This is a genomic window from Streptomyces sp. NPDC048297, assembly GCF_043201585.1.
GTDB lineage: Bacteria > Actinomycetota > Actinomycetes > Streptomycetales > Streptomycetaceae > Streptomyces.
In genome coordinates this window covers 131,308-153,131 of sequence record NZ_JBICZA010000016.1, presented here as the reverse complement: position 1 = coordinate 153,131, position 21,824 = coordinate 131,308, and the positions used below count along the sequence as shown (strand labels likewise).

19 protein-coding genes, 5 tRNA genes and 1 pseudogene are annotated in these 21,824 nt (G+C 70.3%); 11 read left to right on the top strand and 14 right to left on the bottom strand.

The genetic code is table 11. The features are described 5' to 3' along the window. Nucleotides 1–65 precede the first annotated feature (65 nt). A complete protein-coding gene (cofC, locus tag ACGFYV_RS19650; RefSeq protein WP_393879659.1) occupies nucleotides 66–704 on the top strand; it encodes a 2-phospho-L-lactate guanylyltransferase in 639 nt (212 codons plus the stop codon). Between the two features lie 247 nt (nucleotides 705–951). Beyond that, complete coding sequence (locus ACGFYV_RS19645) at nucleotides 952–1,185, top strand: hypothetical protein (protein WP_393879658.1); 234 nt, start codon at nucleotides 952–954, stop codon at nucleotides 1,183–1,185. 69 nt (nucleotides 1,186–1,254) lie between these two features. Here the strand turns inward: ACGFYV_RS19645 and ACGFYV_RS19640 are convergent, their stop codons facing one another. The 4 genes from ACGFYV_RS19640 to leuC form a co-directional block, all read right to left on the bottom strand. Then, nucleotides 1,255–1,899, bottom strand: a complete 645-nt coding sequence (locus ACGFYV_RS19640) for an HU family DNA-binding protein (RefSeq protein ID WP_393879657.1) — start codon at nucleotides 1,897–1,899, stop codon at nucleotides 1,255–1,257. A 136-nt stretch (nucleotides 1,900–2,035) separates the two neighbouring features. Further along, nucleotides 2,036–2,266: a hypothetical protein gene (locus ACGFYV_RS19635; protein ID WP_393879656.1), complete on the bottom strand. Its 231-nt coding sequence runs from the start codon at nucleotides 2,264–2,266 to the stop codon at nucleotides 2,036–2,038. Between the two features lie 263 nt (nucleotides 2,267–2,529). Next, nucleotides 2,530–3,123 (bottom strand): 3-isopropylmalate dehydratase small subunit, encoded by a 594-nt coding sequence (gene leuD, locus ACGFYV_RS19630; RefSeq protein ID WP_393879655.1) that lies wholly within the window; start codon nucleotides 3,121–3,123, stop codon nucleotides 2,530–2,532. Nucleotides 3,124–3,128: 5 nt separating this feature from the next. After that, nucleotides 3,129–4,553 (bottom strand): 3-isopropylmalate dehydratase large subunit, encoded by a 1,425-nt coding sequence (gene leuC / locus ACGFYV_RS19625; protein ID WP_393879654.1) that lies wholly within the window; start codon nucleotides 4,551–4,553, stop codon nucleotides 3,129–3,131. A 204-nt stretch (nucleotides 4,554–4,757) separates the two neighbouring features. Here leuC and ndgR point away from each other — a divergent pair, with 204 nt between their 5' ends. Beyond that, entirely contained in the window at nucleotides 4,758–5,474 is a 717-nt protein-coding gene (gene ndgR, locus ACGFYV_RS19620; protein WP_393879653.1) for an IclR family transcriptional regulator NdgR, read from the top strand. Between the two features lie 560 nt (nucleotides 5,475–6,034). Here ndgR and ACGFYV_RS19615 read toward each other — a convergent pair. Then, nucleotides 6,035–6,553, bottom strand: coding sequence for a DUF4188 domain-containing protein (locus tag ACGFYV_RS19615; protein WP_393879652.1), 519 nt, complete (start codon nucleotides 6,551–6,553; stop codon nucleotides 6,035–6,037). An 83-nt stretch (nucleotides 6,554–6,636) separates the two neighbouring features. Between ACGFYV_RS19615 and ACGFYV_RS19610 the strand changes: the two genes are divergently transcribed. Next, entirely contained in the window at nucleotides 6,637–7,281 is a 645-nt protein-coding gene (locus tag ACGFYV_RS19610) for a MerR family transcriptional regulator (protein WP_393879651.1), read from the top strand. A 91-nt stretch (nucleotides 7,282–7,372) separates the two neighbouring features. On the opposite strand, the gene ACGFYV_RS19605 is transcribed toward ACGFYV_RS19610, so the two are convergent. The 6 genes and pseudogenes from ACGFYV_RS19605 to ACGFYV_RS19580 form a co-directional block, all read right to left on the bottom strand. Beyond that, nucleotides 7,373–7,445, bottom strand: a tRNA-Glu gene (locus ACGFYV_RS19605). 28 nt (nucleotides 7,446–7,473) lie between these two features. Continuing rightward, a tRNA-Gln gene (locus ACGFYV_RS19600) sits at nucleotides 7,474–7,545 on the bottom strand. 21 nt (nucleotides 7,546–7,566) lie between these two features. Then, nucleotides 7,567–7,639, bottom strand: a tRNA-Glu gene (locus ACGFYV_RS19595). A 62-nt stretch (nucleotides 7,640–7,701) separates the two neighbouring features. Beyond that, nucleotides 7,702–7,774 (bottom strand) — tRNA-Glu (locus tag ACGFYV_RS19590). A gap of 21 nt (nucleotides 7,775–7,795) precedes the next feature. Beyond that, a tRNA-Gln gene (locus tag ACGFYV_RS19585) sits at nucleotides 7,796–7,867 on the bottom strand. Nucleotides 7,868–7,957: 90 nt separating this feature from the next. Next, nucleotides 7,958–8,293, bottom strand: a pseudogene (locus tag ACGFYV_RS19580) (HAD family hydrolase); the annotation flags it as partial. A gap of 40 nt (nucleotides 8,294–8,333) precedes the next feature. On the opposite strand from ACGFYV_RS19580, the gene ACGFYV_RS19575 reads away from it, so the two are divergent. Then, nucleotides 8,334–8,618, top strand: coding sequence for a type II toxin-antitoxin system RelE/ParE family toxin (locus ACGFYV_RS19575; RefSeq protein ID WP_393879650.1), 285 nt, complete (start codon nucleotides 8,334–8,336; stop codon nucleotides 8,616–8,618). 63 nt (nucleotides 8,619–8,681) lie between these two features. Here the strand turns inward: ACGFYV_RS19575 and gltX are convergent, their stop codons facing one another. The 3 genes from gltX to ACGFYV_RS19560 all read right to left on the bottom strand — a co-directional run bounded on the left by gltX (nucleotide 8,682) and on the right by ACGFYV_RS19560 (nucleotide 11,629). Beyond that, nucleotides 8,682–10,166 (bottom strand): glutamate--tRNA ligase, encoded by a 1,485-nt coding sequence (gltX, locus tag ACGFYV_RS19570; RefSeq protein WP_393879649.1) that lies wholly within the window; start codon nucleotides 10,164–10,166, stop codon nucleotides 8,682–8,684. After that, complete coding sequence (locus ACGFYV_RS19565; protein WP_393879648.1) at nucleotides 10,159–10,944, bottom strand: fumarylacetoacetate hydrolase family protein; 786 nt, start codon at nucleotides 10,942–10,944, stop codon at nucleotides 10,159–10,161. The genes gltX and ACGFYV_RS19565 overlap by 8 nt, the downstream gene beginning before the upstream one ends. 490 nt (nucleotides 10,945–11,434) lie before the next feature. After that, a complete protein-coding gene (locus ACGFYV_RS19560) occupies nucleotides 11,435–11,629 on the bottom strand; it encodes a hypothetical protein (protein ID WP_393879647.1) in 195 nt (64 codons plus the stop codon). A gap of 572 nt (nucleotides 11,630–12,201) precedes the next feature. Between ACGFYV_RS19560 and ACGFYV_RS19555 the strand changes: the two genes are divergently transcribed. The 6 genes from ACGFYV_RS19555 (at nucleotide 12,202) to ACGFYV_RS19530 (ending at nucleotide 21,807) form a co-directional block, all read left to right on the top strand. Then, nucleotides 12,202–16,083: a nitrate- and nitrite sensing domain-containing protein gene (locus ACGFYV_RS19555; RefSeq protein ID WP_393879646.1), complete on the top strand. Its 3,882-nt coding sequence runs from the start codon at nucleotides 12,202–12,204 to the stop codon at nucleotides 16,081–16,083. 9 nt (nucleotides 16,084–16,092) lie between these two features. After that, on the top strand, nucleotides 16,093–16,506 hold the full coding sequence (locus ACGFYV_RS19550) for a roadblock/LC7 domain-containing protein (protein ID WP_003973453.1): 414 nt from the start codon (nucleotides 16,093–16,095) through the stop codon (nucleotides 16,504–16,506). A gap of 112 nt (nucleotides 16,507–16,618) precedes the next feature. Next, on the top strand, nucleotides 16,619–17,017 hold the full coding sequence (locus ACGFYV_RS19545) for a DUF742 domain-containing protein (protein ID WP_019058642.1): 399 nt from the start codon (nucleotides 16,619–16,621) through the stop codon (nucleotides 17,015–17,017). Then, nucleotides 16,998–17,573: an ATP/GTP-binding protein gene (locus tag ACGFYV_RS19540; RefSeq protein WP_393879645.1), complete on the top strand. Its 576-nt coding sequence runs from the start codon at nucleotides 16,998–17,000 to the stop codon at nucleotides 17,571–17,573. Before ACGFYV_RS19545 ends, ACGFYV_RS19540 begins: the two co-directional genes overlap by 20 nt. A 405-nt stretch (nucleotides 17,574–17,978) precedes the next feature. Continuing rightward, nucleotides 17,979–21,383, top strand: coding sequence for a nitrate- and nitrite sensing domain-containing protein (locus ACGFYV_RS19535; RefSeq protein ID WP_393879644.1), 3,405 nt, complete (start codon nucleotides 17,979–17,981; stop codon nucleotides 21,381–21,383). 10 nt (nucleotides 21,384–21,393) lie between these two features. Further along, nucleotides 21,394–21,807, top strand: a complete 414-nt coding sequence (locus tag ACGFYV_RS19530) for a roadblock/LC7 domain-containing protein (protein ID WP_003993185.1) — start codon at nucleotides 21,394–21,396, stop codon at nucleotides 21,805–21,807. Nucleotides 21,808–21,824: the final 17 nt, after the last annotated feature.

Here is a 21,824-nt window from a genome sequence, read left to right as displayed (position 1 = left end):
CCACCTCCGACCGTGCCGGATGCCGCGGGTGACAATGAGCGCGACAAGAGAGGGGCGGTACGCCGGTGCAGTGGACCTTGGTCATCCCCCTGAAGCCTCTGGCGCGGGCCAAGAGCAGGCTCGCGGACACCGCTTCCGACACGGTCCGCCCGGGGTTGGTCCTCGCGTTCGCGCAGGACACGGTGGCCGCGGCGCTGGGCTGCGCGGCGGTCGCGGATGTGGTGGTCGTCACGGACGACCCGCTGGCCGGCGCGGAACTGGCGGCACTGGGCGCCCGTATCGTCCCGGACGCTCCGGGAACGGGGCTGAATGCGGCGCTGACGCACGGGGAGGCCACCGTACGGTCCCCGCGCCCCCGCGCTCCCGTGGCGGCCCTCAACGCCGATCTGCCGGCCCTGCGTCCGCCGGAATTGAACCGGGTACTGGACGCGGCCGGCGAATTCCCGCGCGCTTTTCTCGCGGACGCGGCCGCACTCGGCACCACATTGCTGACCGCGGCCCCCGGTCACGCCCTGCGCCCCGCTTTCGGCACCGGTTCCCGCGCCCGCCACCGCGCCTCGGGCGCCACGGAACTGGACCTCACGGACGTGGACTCGGTCCGCCAGGACGTCGACACCGGCAACGACCTGCGCACCGCCCTGACCCTGGGCGTAGGCCACCACACGGCAACAGCATCGACAGGCCTACTGATCCCGGAAACCTGAGGCACCGGTTGCGATTCCGGCGAACGGAGCCGCAACCCCCCAGGGGCGCGAGGAACTGCGCAACCAGCCACAACAAACCCGCACCCGGCAGCGCCCCGCTACGCACGGTTGCGATCGCGGCCGACGGCGCCGACAACTCCCCAGGGGCGCGGGGAACTGCGCGACCAGCCACAACGAACCCGCACCCGGCAGCGACCCCCCAAGCCCAACGACGCACCCCCGGACGGCGCGCATTAGGCTGGCCGCTATGCACGCGACCGCATACACCTACGACCCCGACACCCGCACCGGGCAGGTGCTGCTCGACGACGGCACCCCGGTCCCCTTTGACGCGGCCGCGTTCGACGCGGGCCAGTTGAGGCTGCTGCGGCCAGGACAGCGGGTGCGGATCGAGACGGAACCCGAGGTCACGGGACGCGAGGGCACGGGACCCGGGGGCACGGCATTCCGGATCACCCTCGTAACCCTTCAAACCCTCTAACCGCCCTTACACACGCCGCGGGCCGGACTCCCTGGGAGTCCGGCCCGGCGCGTGAGTGCCCCGATGGCCTCAGGAGGCCTTACGGGCGGTGACCTTCTTGGCGGTGGTCTTGCGGGCCGTCGACTTCTTGGCCGGGGCCTTCTTCGCGGTGACCTTCTTCGCCGGGGCCTTCTTGGCCGTCGCCTTCTTGGCGGTGGCCTTCTTCGCGGCGGCGGTCTTCGCCGTCGCCGTGGTCTTCTTGGCGGTGACCTTCTTCGCCGTGGCCTTCTTCGCCGCGGCAGTGGTCTTCTTCACCGCCGCCTTCTTGGCGGTGACCTTCTTCGCCGCGACCTTGGTCGTCTTCTTCGCGGCGGCCTTCTTGACCGTCGCGGAAGCCCCACCGGTCAGGCTGCCCTTGGGCGCCTTCTTCACGGCCACTTCGCCGCCGCGCGGCAGCTTCTTCGTTCCGCTCACCAGGTCCTTGAAGCCCTGGCCCGCGCGGAATCGCGGCACGGAGGTCTTCTTCACCCGAACCCGCTCGCCCGTCTGGGGGTTACGGGCGTAACGGGCCGGGCGGTCCACCTTCTCGAAGGACCCGAAGCCAGTGACTGAGACCCGGTCGCCCGCGACGACGGCGCGGACGACGGCGTCCAGGACCGCGTCGACAGCATCGGCGGCCTGTTGGCGGCCACCCATCTTGTCGGCAATCGCTTCTACGAGCTGCGCCTTGTTCACGTCTTCCCCTTCGGAGACATCGCCAGAACGAAAGTGTTCAAGCTTTTTCGCACGTTAGGCAGATATATACCGCAAATCAAACACGAAACGGGCTTATCACCCTTGTGCCGCAACGGATTCGGTTGTCCAGGACGGTTCAGCAGTCCTCTTCGGGGATACGGCCCTCGTCGAGGTCCGCGCTGAACCGCCCGAGCCGCCTTGCCGCGTCGGCGAGATCGTGCTTGGCCACGGCCGTAATGACCAGCAGCTTCCGGGTCAGCGCCATCCGTACACCCTCCGGGACTTGCAGTGAGCGCACTCTTGTGTGCGCTTCCTTGAGCTGGTTCGCGACTGCCGTATAGAGCTCGAGTTGGCCGTCGTGTTCCATGCACAGATTGTGCCATCTGGGGCGAGTTGTCGCCTGCCCAGGGTGCAACTGCCGCCGCCAGCAACCTTCTCGGGCCCTTCGCGGGCCTCGGCACCGGGAGCCGTCCGACCGGCCAATTACCCGTGTGACGTGGGGAGTTGGACGCATACTCGGCCGCGCGCGGGACCGTTCAGGGGCGGACATGGCTGTACCCCCGATCGTGGCGATCGGGGGTACAGAGGGGGTGTTGCGTGGCCGAAACTCGACGGGTCGGCCGCCGGGGGTCAGACCTGGAGCGTCCGCGGCTTGTAGGCGGGCCGCTTGGTCTCGTAGGTGGCGATGTCGCCCTCGTTCTGGAGGGTGATGGAGATGTCGTCCAGCCCGTTCAGCAGTCGCCAGCGGGAGTTCTCGTCCAGCTCGAAGGAGGCGGTGACGCCCTCGGCGCGCACCTCGCGCTTCTCCAGGTCGACGGTGATCTCGGCCTGCGGGTCCCGCTCGGTCAGCTCCCACAGCGCGTCCACGACCTTCTGGTCGAGAACCACCGTGAGCAGCCCGTTCTTCAGCGAGTTGCCCCGGAAGATGTCCGCGAAGCGGGAGGAGATCACGGTCTTGAAGCCGTAGTTCTGCAGCGCCCAGACGGCGTGCTCACGGGAGGAGCCGGTGCCGAAGTCGGGGCCGGCGACCAGGACCGTGGCGCCCTGCCGCTCGGGCCGGTTGAGGATGAAGTTCTCGTCCTTGCGCCAGGCCTCGAACAGCCCGTCCTCGAAGCCGTCCCGGGTCACCTTCTTGAGCCAGTGAGCAGGGATGATCTGGTCGGTGTCGACGTTGCTGCGGCGCAGCGGGACAGCCCGGCCGGTGTGGGTGGTGAAGGCTTCCATGGTTCTCAGACTCCAGCGGGCGCGGGGACGTCGGACAGGTCGGCGGGCGAGGCCAGGTGGCCGAGGACCGCGGTGGCAGCCGCGACCTGCGGCGACACCAGGTGCGTACGGCCGCCCTTGCCCTGCCGGCCCTCGAAGTTGCGGTTCGAGGTGGAGGCGGAACGCTCGCCGGGGGCCAACTGGTCGGGGTTCATGCCGAGACACATCGAGCAGCCCGCGTGCCGCCATTCGGCGCCGGCGTCCTTGAAGACCACGTCCAGGCCCTCGGAGACGGCCTGCAGACCGACCCGCACGGAGCCCGGGACGACCAGCATCCGTACGCCGTCGGCGACTTTGCGGCCCCGCACCAGGTCCGCGGCGGCACGCAGGTCCTCGATACGGCCGTTGGTGCACGAGCCTACGAAGACGGTGTCCACCTTGATGGAGCGCAGCGGCTGGCCGGCCTCCAACCCCATGTATTCCAGGGCCTTTTCGGCGGCGAGGCGCTCCGAAGCGTCTTCGTACGAAGCCGGGTCGGGGACGGAGGCCGAAAGCGGCGCGCCCTGGCCGGGGTTGGTGCCCCAGGTGACGAACGGGGACAGCTCGGCGGCGTCGATGACGACCTCGGCGTCGAAGACCGCGTCCTCGTCCGTCCTCAGGGTCTTCCAGTACTCGACCGCGGCGTCCCAGTCGGCGCCCTCAGGGGCGTGCGGGCGGCCCTGGAGGTAGGCGAAGGTGGTCTCGTCGGGGGCGATCATGCCCGCGCGGGCACCTGCCTCGATCGACATGTTGCAGATGGTCATCCGGGCCTCCATCGAGAGCTTCTCGATGGCGGAGCCGCGGTACTCCAGGACGTAGCCCTGGCCGCCGCCGGTACCGATCCGGGCGATGATCGCCAGGATCAGGTCCTTGGCGGTGACGCCCTCGGGCAGCTCGCCCTCGACGGTGATGGCCATGGTCTTCGGGCGGGCCAGCGGCAGCGTCTGGGTGGCCAGCACGTGCTCGACCTGCGAGGTGCCGATGCCGAACGCCAGCGCGCCGAAGGCGCCGTGCGTGGAGGTGTGCGAGTCGCCGCAGACCACCGTGGTGCCCGGCTGGGTCAGGCCCAGCTGCGGTCCCACCACGTGGACGACACCCTGCTCGACGTCGCCCAGCGGGTGCAGCCGGACGCCGAACTCGGCGCAGTTCTTGCGCAGCGTCTCCAGCTGGGCCCGGGAGACCGGGTCCGCGATGGGCTTGTCGATGTCCAGCGTGGGGGTGTTGTGGTCCTCGGTGGCGATGGTGAGGTCGAGACGGCGGACCCCCCGGCCGTTCTGCCTGAGGCCGTCGAAGGCCTGCGGGCTGGTCACCTCGTGCAGCAGGTGCAGATCGATGTAGAGGAGGTCGGGCTCGCCCTCGGCGCGCCGGACGACGTGGTCGTCCCAGACCTTCTCCGCGAGTGTCCTACCCATCGCTTTCCCTCCGGCCGGCAACGGTTCATGCCGGCACAACTAGAGATCTTGAGGAAGCGGCGCCCGCACCCCTGATTCCGGTGATTCCGGGCAGGCACCTACCACCAGGCTCATCGGTCCGCGAGCCGTTGTGTGATTCAAGGGTGGCGCGTTCCACCGAAAATTGAACTTGCGTTTCACAGAGTGAGACGCGAATATCGTTTCATGGACAACAGTAGCGGCGTCGGCGTTCTGGACAAGGCGGCCCTCGTCCTGAGCGCTCTGGAGTCCGGTCCGGCCACCCTCGCGGGTCTGGTCGGGGCCACCGGACTGGCACGACCCACGGCCCACCGCCTGGCCGTGGCCCTGGAACACCACCGCATGGTGGCACGCGACATGCAGGGCCGGTTCATTCTCGGGCCCCGTCTCGCGGAACTGGCCGCCGCGGCGGGCGAGGACCGCCTGCTCGCGACCGCCGGGCCGGTGCTCACGCACCTGAGGGACCTCACCGGCGAGAGCGCGCAGCTCTACCGTCGCCAGGGTGACATGCGGATCTGCGTGGCCGCGGCGGAACGGCTGTCCGGCCTGCGGGACACCGTCCCGGTGGGCTCCACGCTCACGATGAAGGCCGGCTCCTCGGCGCAGATCCTCATGGCCTGGGAGGAGCCCGAGCGGCTGCACCGGGGCCTGCAGGGCGCCCGCTTCACGGCGACGGCCCTGTCGGGCGTGCGGCGCCGCGGCTGGGCCCAGTCCATCGGTGAGCGCGAGCCGGGCGTCGCGTCCGTCTCCGCGCCCGTACGCGGCCCGTCCAACCGCGTGGTGGCCGCCGTCTCGGTCTCCGGTCCCATCGAGCGCCTGACCCGCCACCCGGGCCGCATGCACGCCCAGGCGGTCATCGACGCCGCCGCCCGCCTGTCGGAAGCCCTGCGCCGCACGGGCTGAGCGACACCCCGGGAACACGAGGAGGGCCCGCCCCGACGCCGCGGGCAGACCCTCCTCGCCCCCATTTCCCCCCGGAACCCCCCGGATCCCCGGATCTCCCAATCCCCCTGTTCCCCCTGTTCCCCCGGACCGTGCGCGTTCGCCGTGCCCTCCCCGGCTCCTGCGCGCTCCCTGGATCCTCCGGGTCCTCCGATCCCCCTGTTCCCCCGCGCTCCCCCGCGCTCCCCCGGATTGCGCGTTCCCCGTGTTCCCCCTGGATCCTGCGCGCTCCCCGGATCCCCCCGGATCTTCCCGATCCCCCTGTCCCCCGGACCGTGCGCGTTCCCCACATTCCCCCGGACCGTGCGCGTTCCCCGCGCCCTCCCCGGCCCCTGCGCGCTCCCTGGATCCTCCGGGTCGCCCCGGATCCCCCTGTTCCTGCACGCTCCCCGGATCCCCCGTTCCCCCCGGACCCCCTGCGTCGCCCGCGCTCCCCCGGACCCTCCCGCGTCGCCCCGGACCCCCCGTTCCCCCCAGCCCCCGCGCTCCCCCTATCCCCCAGGCCCCCGCGCTCCCCCCGCTCAGCCCGTCTTCTCGGTCACCGGGGCCTTCTGGGAGCCGTGCGAGCGGTAGGAGAAGCGGTCCTTGGCGTAGCGTCCCCGCTTCACCAGTGGGATCTGCCCGTGCGCCGCCGCGAGGCCGAACGCCGGCATGTCCCCGTAGATCGCCTCGTACGACCCCTCCGGCACGATGTACGCCTCGTGCCAGATCCCCACCTGCCCGCGCAGCTTCCCCGTCCGCTCCTTGCGGTTGAGCTGCGCCCAGGCCTTGTGGTGGAACGCGTCCGGCGCGGTCGCGAAGGCGTACAGCTTCTCCTTGGACTCCCAGTACTGCACGACGTAGTACGTGCGCGGCGAGGCCGTCAGCAGGACGTGGCTGCGCAGGCCCCGCTCCGGGGCCTTGTCCAGCTCCCGCAGCATGCGCAGCATCGCCAGCATCACCGGCAGCCACACACGCACCGCCCGGAAGCGGTTGATGCGCATCCCGATCAGCAGGACGACGACGTCGCCCTTCGCGTCGGCGGTCGTACGGGTCACCATGACGACTTCCCCCTCGTTGGTGAGCCAGGCTATCCAAGAAGCAATGCTTGGATAGTGCCGTTATCCGAGGAGGAGCGCAAGAGATGCGACTGGCGGAACTGAGCGAGCGCAGCGGTGTGTCCACCGCGACGATCAAGTACTACCTGCGCGAAGGCCTGTTGCCGCCGGGCCGCCAGATCAACGCCACGACCGCCGAGTACGACGAGGAGCATCTGCGCCGGCTGCGGCTGGTGCGGGCGATGATCCAGGTGGGCGGGGTGCCGGTGGCCAAGGTGCGCGAGGTGCTCGGGCACGTGGACGACGACTCCCTGGGCCGGACGATCCGGCTGGGCGCGGCACTGTGGGCGCTGCCGCAGGTACCGGAGCCGGACGAGGAGGACGAGTTCGTCCGGGCCGCGCACCAGGAGGTGGACAAGCTGCTGGACCAGCTCGGCTGGGAGAACGCCAAGCAGCTCTCACCCCTCTCCCCCGCGTACCGCTCGCTGGTGGTGGCGGTGGCCGCGTTCCGCCGCCTCGGCTACACCTTCGGGGTCGAACTGCTCACGCCGTACGCCGAGTTGATGTACCGGACAGCCGTCCTCGACCTGGACAACATGGAGGCGTACCCGTCGGACGCGGAGCGGATCGAGTTCGCGATCCTGGGGGTGATCCTCAACGAGCCGGTGAAGCAGGCACTGCGCCGGCTGGCCCAGGAGGAGGAGACGGCGCGGCGGTACGGCTTCGAGTAGCCGGTTCGGGTGACCGGTGCGAGTAGCCGGTTCGGTAGCCGGCGCCGGGCATGACGAAAGCCCTCCGCCGAAGCGAAGGGCCTTCCTTCTGTACCCCCGACCGGATTCGAACCGGCGCTACCGCCTTGAGAGGGCGGCGTGCTAGGCCGCTACACAACGGGGGCGTGGACACTGCGTTTCCGCAGGTCCGAGCTGGTCTACCTGGACTCGAACCAAGACTAACTGAACCAGAATCAGTCGTGCTGCCAATTACACCATAGACCAATGATGGTTTAGACCAGTCAGTACCCCCGACCGGATTCGAACCGGCGCTACCGCCTTGAGAGGGCGGCGTGCTAGGCCGCTACACAACGGGGGCTCTAGCGATCCTGCATCGAAGACGGTGGGAGCTACCCTGACCGTCCTCGCGGGAAGGATCAGTACCCCCGACCGGATTCGAACCGGCGCTACTGCCTTGAGAGGGCAGCGTGCTAGGCCGCTACACAACGGGGGCTTTGCAGATAAGCTCTGCGAGCTGGCCTACCTGGACTCGAACCAAGACTAACTGAACCAGAATCAGTCGTGCTGCCAATTACACCATAGGCCACTGGAACTCAAGCCCCTGCGGGGTCCTCGTTCTAGCGTTGCTCCTCGGGTTCCGGCCTCTCGGCCCGCTTCCCTCGGCGCAGGAAGAACATTACCCGAAGGTGGACGGGGCTCCAAAACGGGTATCCGCGCGGACGATGGCGGGGAGTTCGGCGAGGGTCGAGATCCGGTGCACGACAGCTGCCCGCGCGAGCCGCGCGGGGCCCGTACCGCGGCCGATGCACACCGACCACACCGACAGCAGCCCGGCCTCCGCGGCGCCCCCGCCCGTCGATCTCCGGGTGGTCGCCTGCGTAGGCCACTTGGTGGACGGGCAGGCCAAGGGTGCGCAGCTTGTGCTCCTGGACCGTGGCGCCGGAGTCGGAGAGGACGCGTGCCGGTGGCCGGCGGCCAGGTCGTCCAGGACGGGCAGCACGTCCGGGAAGAGGCCCGGACAGCGGCACAGCGCGGCTGGCACACTGGTGCACATGGGTGAGTACCGCGTCCAGTTCACCGTCGAGGCCCGTGCCACGTACGACGCCCTGCCCAGGGAGCGCCGGGCCCAGCTGGACAAGGCCGTGCGCGTACTGGCCCACGACCCGTTCCGGAAGACGTCGACCGCACCGCTCGGCCCGGACGAGCACCTGCGCAAGGCCTACGTGGCCCCCGGCCTCGTGCTGGAGTACATGGTGGCCGGCGCGATCATGGTCGTCGTCGTGCTGGAGATCTTCGACGAGAGCGCCTACCTGATCGACGAAGCCGACGCGCGGTGACCGACGTGTGAGGGGCGGTACCCGCAGCCGCGGGTACCGCCCCTCATCTCATGCCTGGGCCGGCTACGCGCTCAGCCTGGCCAGCGCCGCGTCGATGCGGGCCAGCGTCTTCTCCTGGCCGAGGACTTCGAGGGACTCGAACAGCGGCAGGCCGACCGTACGGCCGGTGACGGCCACACGGACCGGCGCCTGGGCCTTGCCGAGCTTGAGGCCGTGGGCCTCGCCGGCGGCCAGGACGGCCTCCTTGAGGGACTCGGCCGACGTCCAGTCCGCGGACTCGAGCTTCTCGCGGGCGGTGCGCAGGAGGGCGTCGGAGCCCTCCTTCATCGCCTTCGTCCAGCTGGCCTCGTCGAAGACCGGCTCGGTGAGGAACAGGAAGTCCACGTTGTCGGTGATCTCGGAGAGGACCTTGAGGCGGGTCTGGGCGTGCGGGGCGATCGCCTCCCACTTGGCCTCGTCGAAGTCCTCCGCCGCCCAGGGGGCGAACGGGGCCTTCAGCCAGGTGCGGCAGCGCTCGGTGAACTCCTTCACATCCAGCATGCGGATGTGGTCACCGTTGATCGCCTCGCACTTCTTCAGGTCGAAGCGCGCCGGGTTGGGGTTCACGTCGGAGATCTCGAAGGCCGCGACCATCTCCTCGACGGAGAAGATGTCCTGGTCGGCCGAGAGCGACCAGCCCAGCAGGGACAGGTAGTTGAGCAGGCCCTCGGGCAGGAAGCCGCGCTCGCGGTAGAGGTTGAGGGACGACTCCGGGTCGCGCTTGGACAGCTTCTTGTTGCCCTCGCCCATGACGTACGGCAGGTGGCCGAAGGCCGGGGTCCCCTTGGCGATGCCCAGCTCGGTCAGCGCCTTGTAGAGCGCGATCTGGCGCGGGGTGGAGGAGAGCAGGTCCTCGCCGCGCAGGACGTGGGTGATCTCCATCAGGGCGTCGTCGACCGGGTTGACCAGCGTGTACAGCGGGGCGCCGTTGGCGCGCACGATGCCGTAGTCCGGGACGTTCTCCGGGGTGAAGGTCAGCTCGCCGCGGACCAGGTCCGTGAAGGTGATCGTCTCGTCGGGCATCCGGAAGCGGACGATCGGGGTGCGGCCCTGGGCCTGGTACTCCGCGATCTGCTCGGCGCTCAGGTCGCGGCAGTGGCCGTCGTAACCGGACGGCTTGCCGGCGGCGCGGGCGGCCTCGCGGCGGGTGTCCAGCTCCTCCTGGGAGCAGTAGCAGTGGTAGGCGTGGCCGGCGTCCAGGAGCCTGGCCGCGACGTCCTTGTAGATGTCCATGCGCTGCGACTGGCGGTACGGCGCGTGCGGGCCGCCGACCTCGGGGCCCTCGTCCCAGTCGAAGCCGAGCCAGCGCATCGCGTCCAGCAGCTGGTTGTACGACTCCTCGGAGTCGCGGGCCGCGTCGGTGTCCTCGATGCGGAAGACCAGCGTGCCCTGGTGGTGCCGGGCGAACGCCCAGTTGAACAGGGCGGTGCGGACCAGGCCCACGTGGGGGTTACCGGTGGGCGAGGGGCAGAAACGGACGCGTACGGGGGAGCCGGATGCGCTAGCCACGCTTGACAACCTTGTTGGTGAGAGTGCCGATGCCTTCGATGGTGACGGCGACCTCGTCGCCGACGTGCAGGGGGCCGACCCCCGCGGGGGTGCCGGTGAGGATGACGTCGCCGGGGAGCAGCGTCATCGCCTCGGTGATGTTGACGATCAGGTCCTCGATGGAGTGGATCATCTCGCTGGTGTGGCCGAGCTGGCGTTGTTCACCGTTGACGGTGAGCTGCATCGTCAGGTCGTTCGCGCGGGCGAGGTCCAGGTCCGTCTCGACCCAGGGGCCGAGCGGGCAGGAGCTGTCGAAGCCCTTGGCGCGGGCCCACTGCTTCTCGCGTCTTTGCACGTCGCGGGCGGTGACGTCGTTGGCGCAGGTGTAGCCGAGGACGACGTCCTTGACCCGCTCGCGCGGCACCTCGCGGCACAGGCGGCCGATGACGACGGCCAGCTCGGCCTCGTGCTGCAGGTCCTCGGTGAAGGACGGGTACTGGATGTCGTCGCCGGGGCCGATCACCGAGGTGGAGGGCTTGAAGAAGGCGAACGGGGCGTCGGGCACCTCGTTGCCCAGCTCGCGCGCGTGCTCGGCGTAGTTGCGGCCGAACGCCACGACCTTGTTCGGGAGCACCGGCGGGAGCAGTCTGACCTTGCTCAGCGGCACCTTCGTCCCGGACAGCTCGAAGTCCGCGAACGGGATGCCCTTGATGATGTCGAGGACGAGTTCGTCCTGCTTGTCACCCTCGACCGCGCCGAAGGCGACGTTCCCGTCGATGGAGAACCTGGCGATGCGCACGGGATCCTTGCGCCTCTCCTTGAGAACCGGCGTACTGACGCCCCAGGTTAACCGGTCGGACCGCGCCGCGTTCGGCCGGTGCGGCGCGGCGGGCCGGGCTGCGCGGTCCCGGGAAACCCGCCTGGCGGAATTACTCATTCCGCGTTAAGCATTCCGCGGGATTCGCGCGGACCCTGCCCGAAAACCGCTGCCGACCGGCCACGATACGCACTCCCGAGACTGCCGCCAGGGGTCCTCACCTGCGACGATGCGGAGTTCGAGGCCGTCTGCGCGGAATGCGGAATGTCGGACCAAGATGTCGCGGCACGCCTCGGACATCACCTGTCGCCGCACGCCATGCCGGCCGTCGCGGCCGTCACCGGCTTTCCTCGGCACCCGGTACTCAGTACGCCGTCCGGCCGTGTCCGCCCGGCGGATTTCCGGGCCCCGATTTCCACGGAGCACCCGGCGCCGGGCCACGTCGGGTTCCCACGGCGTACCGGGTGCCCGGTTACTCTGCGGCCTCGGCGCCCACGCCGGCCGGGACGTCCATGAGGATGGTGCGGCGCGGGTTGGCGGTCTGGGCGGGAAGGTCGACGGCGTGCTCCGGCAGCTCGGGCGTCTCCAGCTCGTCGGCGTCCTGGAGGTGCGCCAGCGTCGTGCGACGCGGGTTGGCTATGTTGCGGAACATCATCGTCGTCTTCACCGTGGTCGTCCTGTGAGGTCGGGTCGGGCCGGGTCGGCAGATCTGCTCGTCCTGTAAAGCGCCAGGCTAAACATCCAATTCCCCGCCCCAGCCGCGAACCGGCCTTGATCTCCATGTGAGTTTGCTCACGAGTTCACGGACATGCCGGTCAATTCAGACAGTCAATTCGCCCCAGCGAAACGGACATTGACTCACTGAAGCCATCATTCCGCTCCTGATCATGGCGACTGGGACACGCGGCACGGATCCGCGACTCGCAGGGAAACGTCCGCTTTGTGGGGGAAGGGCTTCCACGCTTCGTGACAGCGGACTCACACCCGGTCACAGAGGTCACAGCTAGGGCTATGGCCCTTGTTGGAGATCCGGCACTGTGCTGGAATTCCACGGACCGCCGCAGGATCGAACCGGCGCACGGGGGGCGCAACACCGCGCCGAGCGACGGCGAGATAGGGGGAACCAGCGCCGGTCACTCAAGACCAACAGGGGGGCGCGTTCAGGGCGCTCTCCACAACGCCGACACCGTGTCTCTCCGCTTGCGCGGAGGGGTGCCTGGTTCAGAGGTTGCGACGCTAGTGCAGGGACGATTCAAGAGGGATGGCAGCGCTTCGGCGGAGCCGGAGCCGCACGGCGGGACCGACCGTGGTGCCTCGCCCCAGCACGCCCACAACCCGGCCGCGGCCCCGCCCGGCGACGGCGGTGAGCGCTCCGGGCGCCCCGGCACGTCCGGCCCGGCGGGCACGACCGGGTCCGCGAACCCGGCACCGGCGGCGAAGGCGGCCAGGGGCCCGGTCGGCCCCGGCTCGCGCGTGGCCCTGCGCAACTGGCGCATCTCCACGCGTCTGGTCTCGCTTCTCGCGCTTCCCGTGGTCGCGGCCACCTCGCTGGGCGCCCTGCGCATCAGCGACTCCATGAACGACATCCAGCAGCTCGACAACATGAAGCTGCTGACGGAGATGACCAAGCAGGCCACCGAGCTGGCCGCGGCGCTCCAGGAGGAGCGCGACCAGACCGCCGGCCCCCTGGCGCACGGTCTGAAGGGCACCAACTACTCCGTCAAGGGCCTGCAGCAGAAGACGGACCGCGCCGCCCAGAACTTCGAGGACGCCTCCGAGGCGATCGACGAGGCGAGCAAGAACGGTCAGCTCCGGGGCGTGCGCGACAACGTCGTCGGCCTGATCGCCCAGCTGCAGACCGTGGCGAAGATCCGGCAGGGCGCCTACAAGTCGCACGACAACTCGGCGCAGACCATCGAGTCGTACCACCGTCTGATCACCCAGCTGATCGACCTCTCCCAGTCCATGGCGGAGGCGTCCAGCAACCCCGAGATGATCCAGCGCACCCGCGCCCTGGCGGCCTTCTCCACCGCCAAGGAGTACGCGTCGGTCCAGCGCGCCGTCATCGCCGCGGCCCTGCCCGCCAACAGCACCGAAGCGGGCCACCTGTCCGAGAACGACCGCCTCTACGGCCAGTCGGCGTACGACAGCGAGAACTCGCAGATCGCCATCTTCCGCAAGGTCTACTCGACCCAGGACGCCGAGACGCTCCTGAAGCCGATCGACGGGAACAACCCCACGATCCAGGCCGCGGACAAGTACGCCGAGCGCGCCCTCGCCGGCAAGGACGGCCTCGCGGGTCTGCAGAAGCGGTCCTACCTGGACTGGGTGGACGACAGCTCCTCCAAGATCCAGCAGATGAAGAACATCGAGCACACGCTGCTCGAGGACATGGAGCAGAAGGCCCGCGAGCTGAAGTCGTCCTCCGAGCAGGAGGCGATCATCTCCGGTGCGCTGATCCTGCTCGTGCTCGGCGTCTCGCTGGTCGGCGCCTTCGTCGTGGCCCGCTCCATGATCCGCTCGCTGCGCCGGCTGCAGGACACCGCGACCAAGGTCGCCCAGGACCGGCTGCCCGAGCTGGTCAAGCAGCTCTCCGAGTCCGACCCGCAGGACGTCGACACGTCCGTGGAGTCGGTCGGTGTGCACTCCCGGGACGAGATCGGCCAGGTGGCCGCGGCCTTCGACGACGTGCACCGCGAGGCGGTCCGCCTCGCCGCCGAGCAGGCCCTGCTGCGGGGCAACGTCAACGCGATGTTCACCAACCTCTCGCGCCGCTCCCAGGGTCTGATCCAGCGTCAGCTCTCGCTCATCTCCGAGCTGGAGTCCCGCGAGGCCGACCCGGACCAGCTGTCCTCGCTGTTCAAGCTCGACCACCTCGCGACGCGTATGCGCCGTAACGGTGAGAACCTCCTCGTCCTCGCGGGCGAGGAGCCCGGCCGTCGCTGGACCCGCCCGGTCCCGCTGGTCGACGTGCTCCGTGCCGCCGCCTCCGAGGTGGAGCAGTACGAGCGCATCGAGCTGGCCTCGGTCCCGACCACCGAGGTCGCCGGCCGCGTCGTCAACGACCTCGTGCACCTGCTCGCCGAGCTGCTCGAGAACGCGACCTCCTTCTCCTCGCCGCAGACCAAGGTCAAGGTCACCGGTCACGCGCTGCCCGACGGCCGCGTCCTGATCGAGATCCACGACACCGGTATCGGCCTGTCCCCCGAGGACCTCGCGGCGATCAACGAGCGGCTCGCCTCGCCGCCCACGGTGGACGTCTCCGTCTCCCGCCGCATGGGCCTCTTCGTGGTCGGCCGGCTGTCGCAGCGGCACGGCATCCGCATCCAGCTGCGCCCGTCCGACTCCGGTGGTACGACCGCGCTGGTCATGCTGCCCGTCGACGTCGCCCAGGGCGGCCGGAAGCCCGCTCCGGGCAAGCCCGGCGCTCCGGCGCAGAACGGTGGTCCCGCCGCCGCGCAGGCCGGTGCCGCCGCCGCGCGCCGGGGCAACGGCGGCGGTCAGGGCGGCGCCCTCGGCGGCGCGCCCTCCGGTGGACTCCTCGGCGGATCCGGTCCGCGCGGCCAGGTCGGTGCCGGCCAGGGTCCGCGGGCCGCGCTGCCCGGCTCCGGACCGGGCGGACGCCCGGGTGCGCCCGGCGGCCCGCGTGGTCCGCAGGGTCCGGGTGCGCCCCAGCAGGGCCGCACCCCGGCGGGTGCCGGTGCCTTCGACGCCGGTCAGGTGCCGGGGGCCCCGCAGGGCCTGCAGGCCGCGCACCTCGACGGGCCGCAGCAGGACGTCTTCGGCGGTCGCGGCCAGGCTCCGCAGCGCGGTGGCGCGGGCGCCTCGGACCAGGGCCGGCAGCCCCAGCTCCCGCCGCGCGGCGGCCCGCGGGCCGAGCTGCCCGGTGGCCCGCAGTCGCGCACCGCGGACTGGAGCGACAACGGCCAGGTCCCGCTGTCGCCCGCCTCCCTGGACACCCCGCGCGGCCACGACGAGCAGGCCCCGTCGCACACCGCCCGGATGCCGCGCGTCGACGACCGGCAGGGGCCGGGCTCGACCGCGGAGATACCCCGGATCGACGCGCAGGACCCGTCCGCCACGGGCGAGTTCCCCCGCCAGGACGTGAACGGCTTCAACGCCCCGCAGAACACGGGCCAGTTCGCCGACCCCGGCTTCGACGCCCCGCAGCAGACCGGCCAGTTCCAGCGTCCTGAAGTCCCGCAGAACACCGGCCAGTTCCAGCGCCCCGAAGTCCCGCAGAACACCGGCCAGTTCCAGCGCCCCGAAGTCCCGCAGAACACCGGCCAGTTCCAGCGCTCCGACGCCCCGCAGGGCTACGGCCAGCAGGACAACAGCGGTGGGTACGTGCGCTCCGACGTCTTCGGTACGCCGGCTCCCGCGCGCCAGGACCCGCAGGGCACGGGCCAGTTCGCCGCTCCGCAGGCGTACGACGGCGGCTCCACCGGCCAGCACGCGCTGCCCGGCCACCGGGCCCAGGGCCCCGCGCCGGCCGCCCAGGCCGGCCCGTACGAGCGGCCGCAGCAGGGCGGACCCGCCGACTTCGGCGCCCCGCGCCCGCCGGCCCCGCAGCGCCCGGCCCCCCGCCGCGAACCCGAGAACGCGGGCCCCGCACAGGGGCCCGACGACGGGCGCCGGCCGGGTGGCAACTGGGAGTTGCCGCCGGCCACCGGCGCGGGCGACGGCCGTACCCCGCTGTACGACACTCTCGAGACCAACTGGTTCCACGGCGGCCCGCAGGGCGGCCAGCCGGGACCGGCCCAGGCGACCCCGCAGCAGCAGACACCGGCGCCCGCGTCGGGTCCGCAGCGTCCGGCGCCCGGCACCGGCAACTGGCGCACTTCTCCGAACGACGAACTCGTCCGGCAGGCGGAGCGCGTCCGGCAGCCGGCGGCGGGCGGCATCACCACCTCCGGCCTGCCGCGCCGGGTCCCCCGGGCGAACCTGGTCCCGGGCACCGCTCAGCAGCAGCAGAACCAGAACGGTCCGGCGGTCTCGCGTGCGCCCGACGACGTGCGCGGCCGGCTGACCAACCTCCGTCGGGGTATCGCTCAGGGCCGTCAGGCCGGCAGCGGCCAGACCGGCAGCTTCCCGAGCCCCACTCACCAGCAGGAGCGTTAGTTGAGTCCGATGAGCCAGGCGGCACAGAACCTGAACTGGTTGATCACCAATTTCGTGGACAACACCCCCGGGGTGTCGCACACGGTGGTGGTCTCGGCCGACGGCCTTCTGCTGGCGATGTCCGAAGGGTTCCCGCGGGACCGCGCGGACCAGCTGGCGGCGGTCGCCTCCGGGCTCACCTCGCTGACGGCCGGGGCCTCCCGGATCTTCGAGGGCGGCAACGTGGCGCAGACCGTCGTCGAGATGGAGCGCGGCTTCCTCTTCCTCATGTCCGTCTCGGACGGGTCGTCCCTCGCGGTGCTGGCCCACCCCGAGTGCGACATCGGCCTCGTCGGCTATGAGATGGCTCTGCTCGTCGACCGCGCGGGGGCGGTACTCACCCCGGACCTGCGCGCCGAACTCCAAGGCAGTCTGCTCCACTGACCTGTCCGGCACCACCCACCTCACGAAACAACCGTCAGGCCGCCACAATCCCCCCACCGGCCCCGTCCGATGGCTCGACTGACCAGCTTGCTGTCCCGCCCGGAGGAGATTCATGACCCCGCCCACCGCCTCTCATGACCCGTACGCGGAGCCGTACGGGGATGAGGGCGACCAGCCGCTGGTACGTCCGTACGCGATGACCGGCGGCCGGACCCGGCCGCGCTACCAGCTCGCCATCGAGGCACTGATCAGCACCACGGCCGACCCGGCAGCGCTGATGGGACTGCTCCCTGAGCACCAGCGCATCTGCCACCTGTGCCGCGAGGTCAAGTCGGTCGCCGAGGTGTCGGCACTGCTTGCCATGCCGCTCGGTGTGGCCCGGATCCTGGTGGCCGACCTCGCCGAGGCCGGCCTGGTCGCCATCCACCAGCCTGGAGGCGACGAGAACAACGGTGGCGCTCCGGATGTGACGCTGCTCGAAAGGGTGCTCAGTGGACTTCGCAAGCTCTGACGCGGGCCGGGCCACCACCTCGGCGAAGATCGTGGTGGCGGGCGGCTTCGGCGTGGGCAAGACCACGTTCGTCGGCGCCGTCTCGGAGATCAACCCGCTGCGCACAGAGGCCGTGATGACGTCCGCGTCGGCCGGCATCGACGACCTCACCCACACCGGGGACAAGACCACCACCACGGTGGCCATGGACTTCGGCCGCATCACCCTCGACCAGGACCTGATCCTGTACCTGTTCGGCACCCCCGGCCAGGACCGCTTCTGGTTCATGTGGGACGACCTGGTGCGCGGCGCGATCGGCGCGGTGGTGCTCGTGGACACCCGGCGCCTCGCGGACTGCTTCCCCGCGGTCGACTACTTCGAGAACTCGGGCCTGCCCTTCGTCATCGCCCTCAACGGCTTCGACGGGCATCAGCCCTACGCCCCGGAGGAGGTGCGCGAGGCGCTGCAGATCGGGCCCGACGCACCCATCATCACGACGGACGCCCGCCACCGCTCGGACGCCAAGAGCGCGCTGATCACGCTGGTGGAGCACGCGCTGATGGCCCGCCTGCGGTAGCACTCAAGTGCTACGCGCCGTACGGCAGTTGCCGTAAACGCATACGGAGCCGACTGTGGCCTTTGACACGGTCGGCTCCGGTGTTCATAACGGTTCGGCAGAGGAATCCCGCGGCTTCACCACACGACGCGGTCATGTGATGTCGCTGCGCTCACAATCACTCGGCCTTTTGCCGGACCTCACTCTTTATGACCGTTTTATCTGGGACTTTCGGCAGCGTCGTCCAGGGGTTTCCAGTGTTTGGATATGCGCTGGACCCCGTGCTGGAATGCCTGAACCGCCCATGGGCCGATGACCTACTGAGTGGTCACTGAGCAGATGACGTACTGAGTGGTCGATGGCGAACCGGGCTCTGAGAGACTGCGGCACGACGTAGGTGCCGACCGCCGAGAGGTTGTTGGTCGAGTGAGGCGAAGCAAGAACGGTCCCGAGCCGTCGGCGCGGGGCAACTTCACCCCGCCGCCGCGCGCCGCGGCGCCCTCCCCCGTGGTGTCCGGAGCGGATCCCGGGGCCACTCCCGCGTCCGGCGGCGGCCGTTTCTCGCCGCGCAACTGGCGGGTGCCGACCCGTCTGAACGCGATCCTGCTCATACCTGTGATCGTCGGCCTCGTCATGGGCGGCTTCCAGGTGAAGAACTCGATCGACACCTGGCAGAACGCGCAGGACGCCGAGAACACCGCCCGCCTCGTGCGGGCCTCGCTGTCCTACGCGGACGCCCTCTACAGCGAGCGCGACAGCACCACCGCGCCCCTGCTGAAGGGCAAGGCCGCCACCGCCGAGGACAAGCAGGCCGTCACCGCGGCCCGCAGCGCGACCAACGCGGCTGCCGACGCCTTCGACCAGGCCGCGCTGAACATGCCGCACAAGGCCGGCCTGGAGCGCCGCCTGAAACTGTTCCGCGGCGCGGAGCCCTTCCTGCAGACGCTGCGCCAGGAAGCCTTCACCTCCAAGTTCACCGGCGTCCAGACCGAGGAGGGCTACGTCAAGGTCGCCCACCCGCTCATGGAGTTCGCCAACGAGCTGGGCCTGGGCACCGGAAACATCACCTCCTACGGCCGTACCGTCTACGCCATCTCGCTCACCAAGGCCGCGCTGTCCCTGGAGCGCTCGATCGGCATGCGCATGCTGGTCAAGCCGGGTCCGGACGCGCCCAACCTGGCGAGCCAGCGCACCGCCCTCGCGTCCTACGCGTACCTGGAGGGCATCGCCTCCGAGGAGTACCTCGGCGGTGGCACCCAGGCCGACGCGGACCGGCTGGACGCGGAGAAGAACGACATCGAGGCCAAGGCCGCGGCGATGGTCCGCGAGGCGAAGGCCAAGAACCCGGCGTTCGTGGCCCCGCCGTCCAACCCCACGGACATGGTCACGGCCCTCGCCCAGCTGAAGTCGACGGACCCCGCCGACCGCCTGGCGCTCGCCCAGCAGGGCATCACCCCCGAGAACTGGTGGGCGGTCAACACCCTCAAGTTCAACGCCTACCGCTCGATCGAGTCGGACATGGCCGACAAGGCGGTGAACGAGGCCTCCAGCATCGCCGACGACGCCAAGGTCTCGGCGATCACCACCGGCGCGGCCGTCGTCATCGCCCTGCTCCTCGCGTTCGTCCTGGCCGGCGCGGTGGCCCGCCAGATGAGCCGCTCGATGCGCCAGCTGCGCAACGCCGCCTTCGGCATCGCCGAGCAGCGCCTGCCGATGCTGGTCGACCAGCTCTCGCGCACCGATCCCGGCCGGGTCGACACCCGGGTCGCCCCGATCCCGATCCACACCAAGGACGAGATCGGCGAGGTCGCCCGCGCCTTCGACCAGGTCCACCGCGAGGCGGTCCGGCTCGCCTCCGAGCAGGCCCTGCTCCGCGGCAACATCAACGCGATCTTCACCAACCTGTCGCGCCGCAACCAGTCGCTGATCGAGGGCCAGTTGACCCTGATCACCGACCTGGAGAACAACGAGGCCGACCCGGACCAGCTGGAGAACCTCTTCAAGCTGGACCACCTGGCCACCCGTATGCGCCGCAACGGCGAGAACCTGCTGGTCCTCGCCGGCGAGGAGCCCGGCCGCCGCTGGGACCAGCCGGTCCCGCTGATCGACGTGCTGCGCGCCGCCTCCTCCGAGGTGGAGCAGTACGAGCGCATCGAGCTGTCGGGCGTCCCGGAGGCCGAGATCCACGGCCGCGCGGTCACCGACCTGGTGCACCTGCTCGCCGAGCTGCTGGAGAACGCCACCACGTTCTCCTCCCCGCAGACCAAGGTCCGCGTCACCGCGACCCGGCTGCCCGACGGCCGCGTCATGGTCGAGATCCACGACAAGGGCATCGGCCTCACCGCCGAGGACTTCGCGGACATCAACCACAAGCTGGCCAACCCGCCGACCGTGGACGCCGCGATCTCGCAGCGCATGGGCCTGTTCGTGGTCGGCCGGCTGTCCGACCGGCACGGCATCCGCGTCCAGCTGCGCCCCTCGGGCGAGCAGGCCGGCACGACCTCCCTGGTCATGCTGCCGGACGCGATCACGCACGGCGGTGGCGGCGAAGTACCGCTGGAGCGCGAGGAGTTCACGGTCTCGCAGATCATCCCGGAGCAGCCGTTCCCGGGTGAGAGCTTCGGTCAGCCGGAGCCGATGCGCACCGCCGCCGAACTCGGCTTCGACGACAGCCAGTACACCGAGGTCCCGGACGACCTGCGTGACCTGGACCCGGTGGGCCGCTCCCTGATGCGCGAGGAGCGCCGCGCCGCACTGGAGGCCCAGACCCACGGCCAGCAGCCCGGCGGACCCGAGGAGACCGGCGAACAGCCCGGCTACGCGGACCCGTTCGACACCGGCCGGCAGGCCTTTGGCGGCGGACAGCAGGCCTTTGACGGCGGACAGCAGGCTTTCGACGGCGGGCAGCAGGCCTTCGGCACTGGACAGCAGGCTATCGACGGCGGCACCGCGGGCTACACCGAGCAGCCCGGCTTGGACGGCCGTCAGGGCTACCAGGAGCAGCCGCAGCAGCCGCAGCAGGCGTACGAGGAGTCGTACGAGGAGTCGTACGCCAAGCCGTACGACGACCAGTACTTCGCGCCGAACGGCGGTGTGAGGCAGCAGGAGGGCTTCTCCGGCAACGGCGGATACCCCGAGCCGGCGTATGCGGAGTCCGCGCAGGAGGACCCCGCGCCCACGCACGCCTCCGCGTCCGACGCCTTCGGCACCTACGAGAGCCCGTCCTACCAGGACGACTGGCCGCAGCAGAACGGCTACCCGAACGACTACTCGAACCAGTACGCTCCGGAAGCGGAATCGTCGCAGGCCGGTGACGCGAGTGAGCGGAACCGCGTAGGCTTCGACCGTCCGGGACCGGCTTCTCCCGTCGGCCACCAGCTGACGGACGCCGGGCTTCCCCGCCGCGGCTCCGTCGCCGGCGGACCGAACGGCGCGAGCGGCTCGAACGGCTCGAACGGCACGGCTCGTCCGTCGCAGGAGGCGCCGGCTCCCGCTGCGGGAACCACTGCGGGCAACGGTGACAGCAGCTGGCGTTCGGCCAACGACGAGCGCTGGCAGCAGGCTTCACAGCTCCGCAGGCCCAAGGCAGGCGGGGTCACCGCCTCCGGTCTGCCGCGGCGGGTACCCAAGGCCAACCTGGTCGAGGGAACGGCCGAGAGCACCCCTCAGGGAGGCCCCCAGGTCTCCCGCGCCCCGGAGGACATCCGGGGCAGGCTGAGCAACCTGCGTCGAGGTGTCCAGCGCGGACGCAACGCAGGCAGTGAAACGAACGGCCAGGCCACTGGAAACCAGCACAGTGGTCCTGACAGCACCTACAACCAGGAGCGTTAGTGTGAGCCCGATGAGCCAGGCGGCACAGAACCTGAACTGGTTGATCACCAACTTCGTGGACAACACCCCGGGGGTGTCCCACACCGTGGTGGTCTCCGCCGACGGACTCCTTCTGGCGATGTCCGAAGGCTTCCCCCGCGACCGCGCCGATCAGCTCGCGGCCGTCGCGTCCGGTCTGACGTCGCTGACAGCAGGCGCCTCCCGGATCTTCGAAGGGGGCGCCGTGAACCAGACGGTTGTGGAGATGGAGCGGGGATTCCTCTTCATCATGTCCGTATCCGACGGTTCGTCGCTCGCGGTACTGGCCCACCCGGAAGCGGACATCGGACTCATTGGGTACGAGATGGCCCTCCTCGTGGACCGTGCGGGTACGGTCCTGACCCCGGATCTCCGTGCGGAGCTCCAGGGGAGCCTTCTCAACTAGCAAGCGGACGGTGCGTA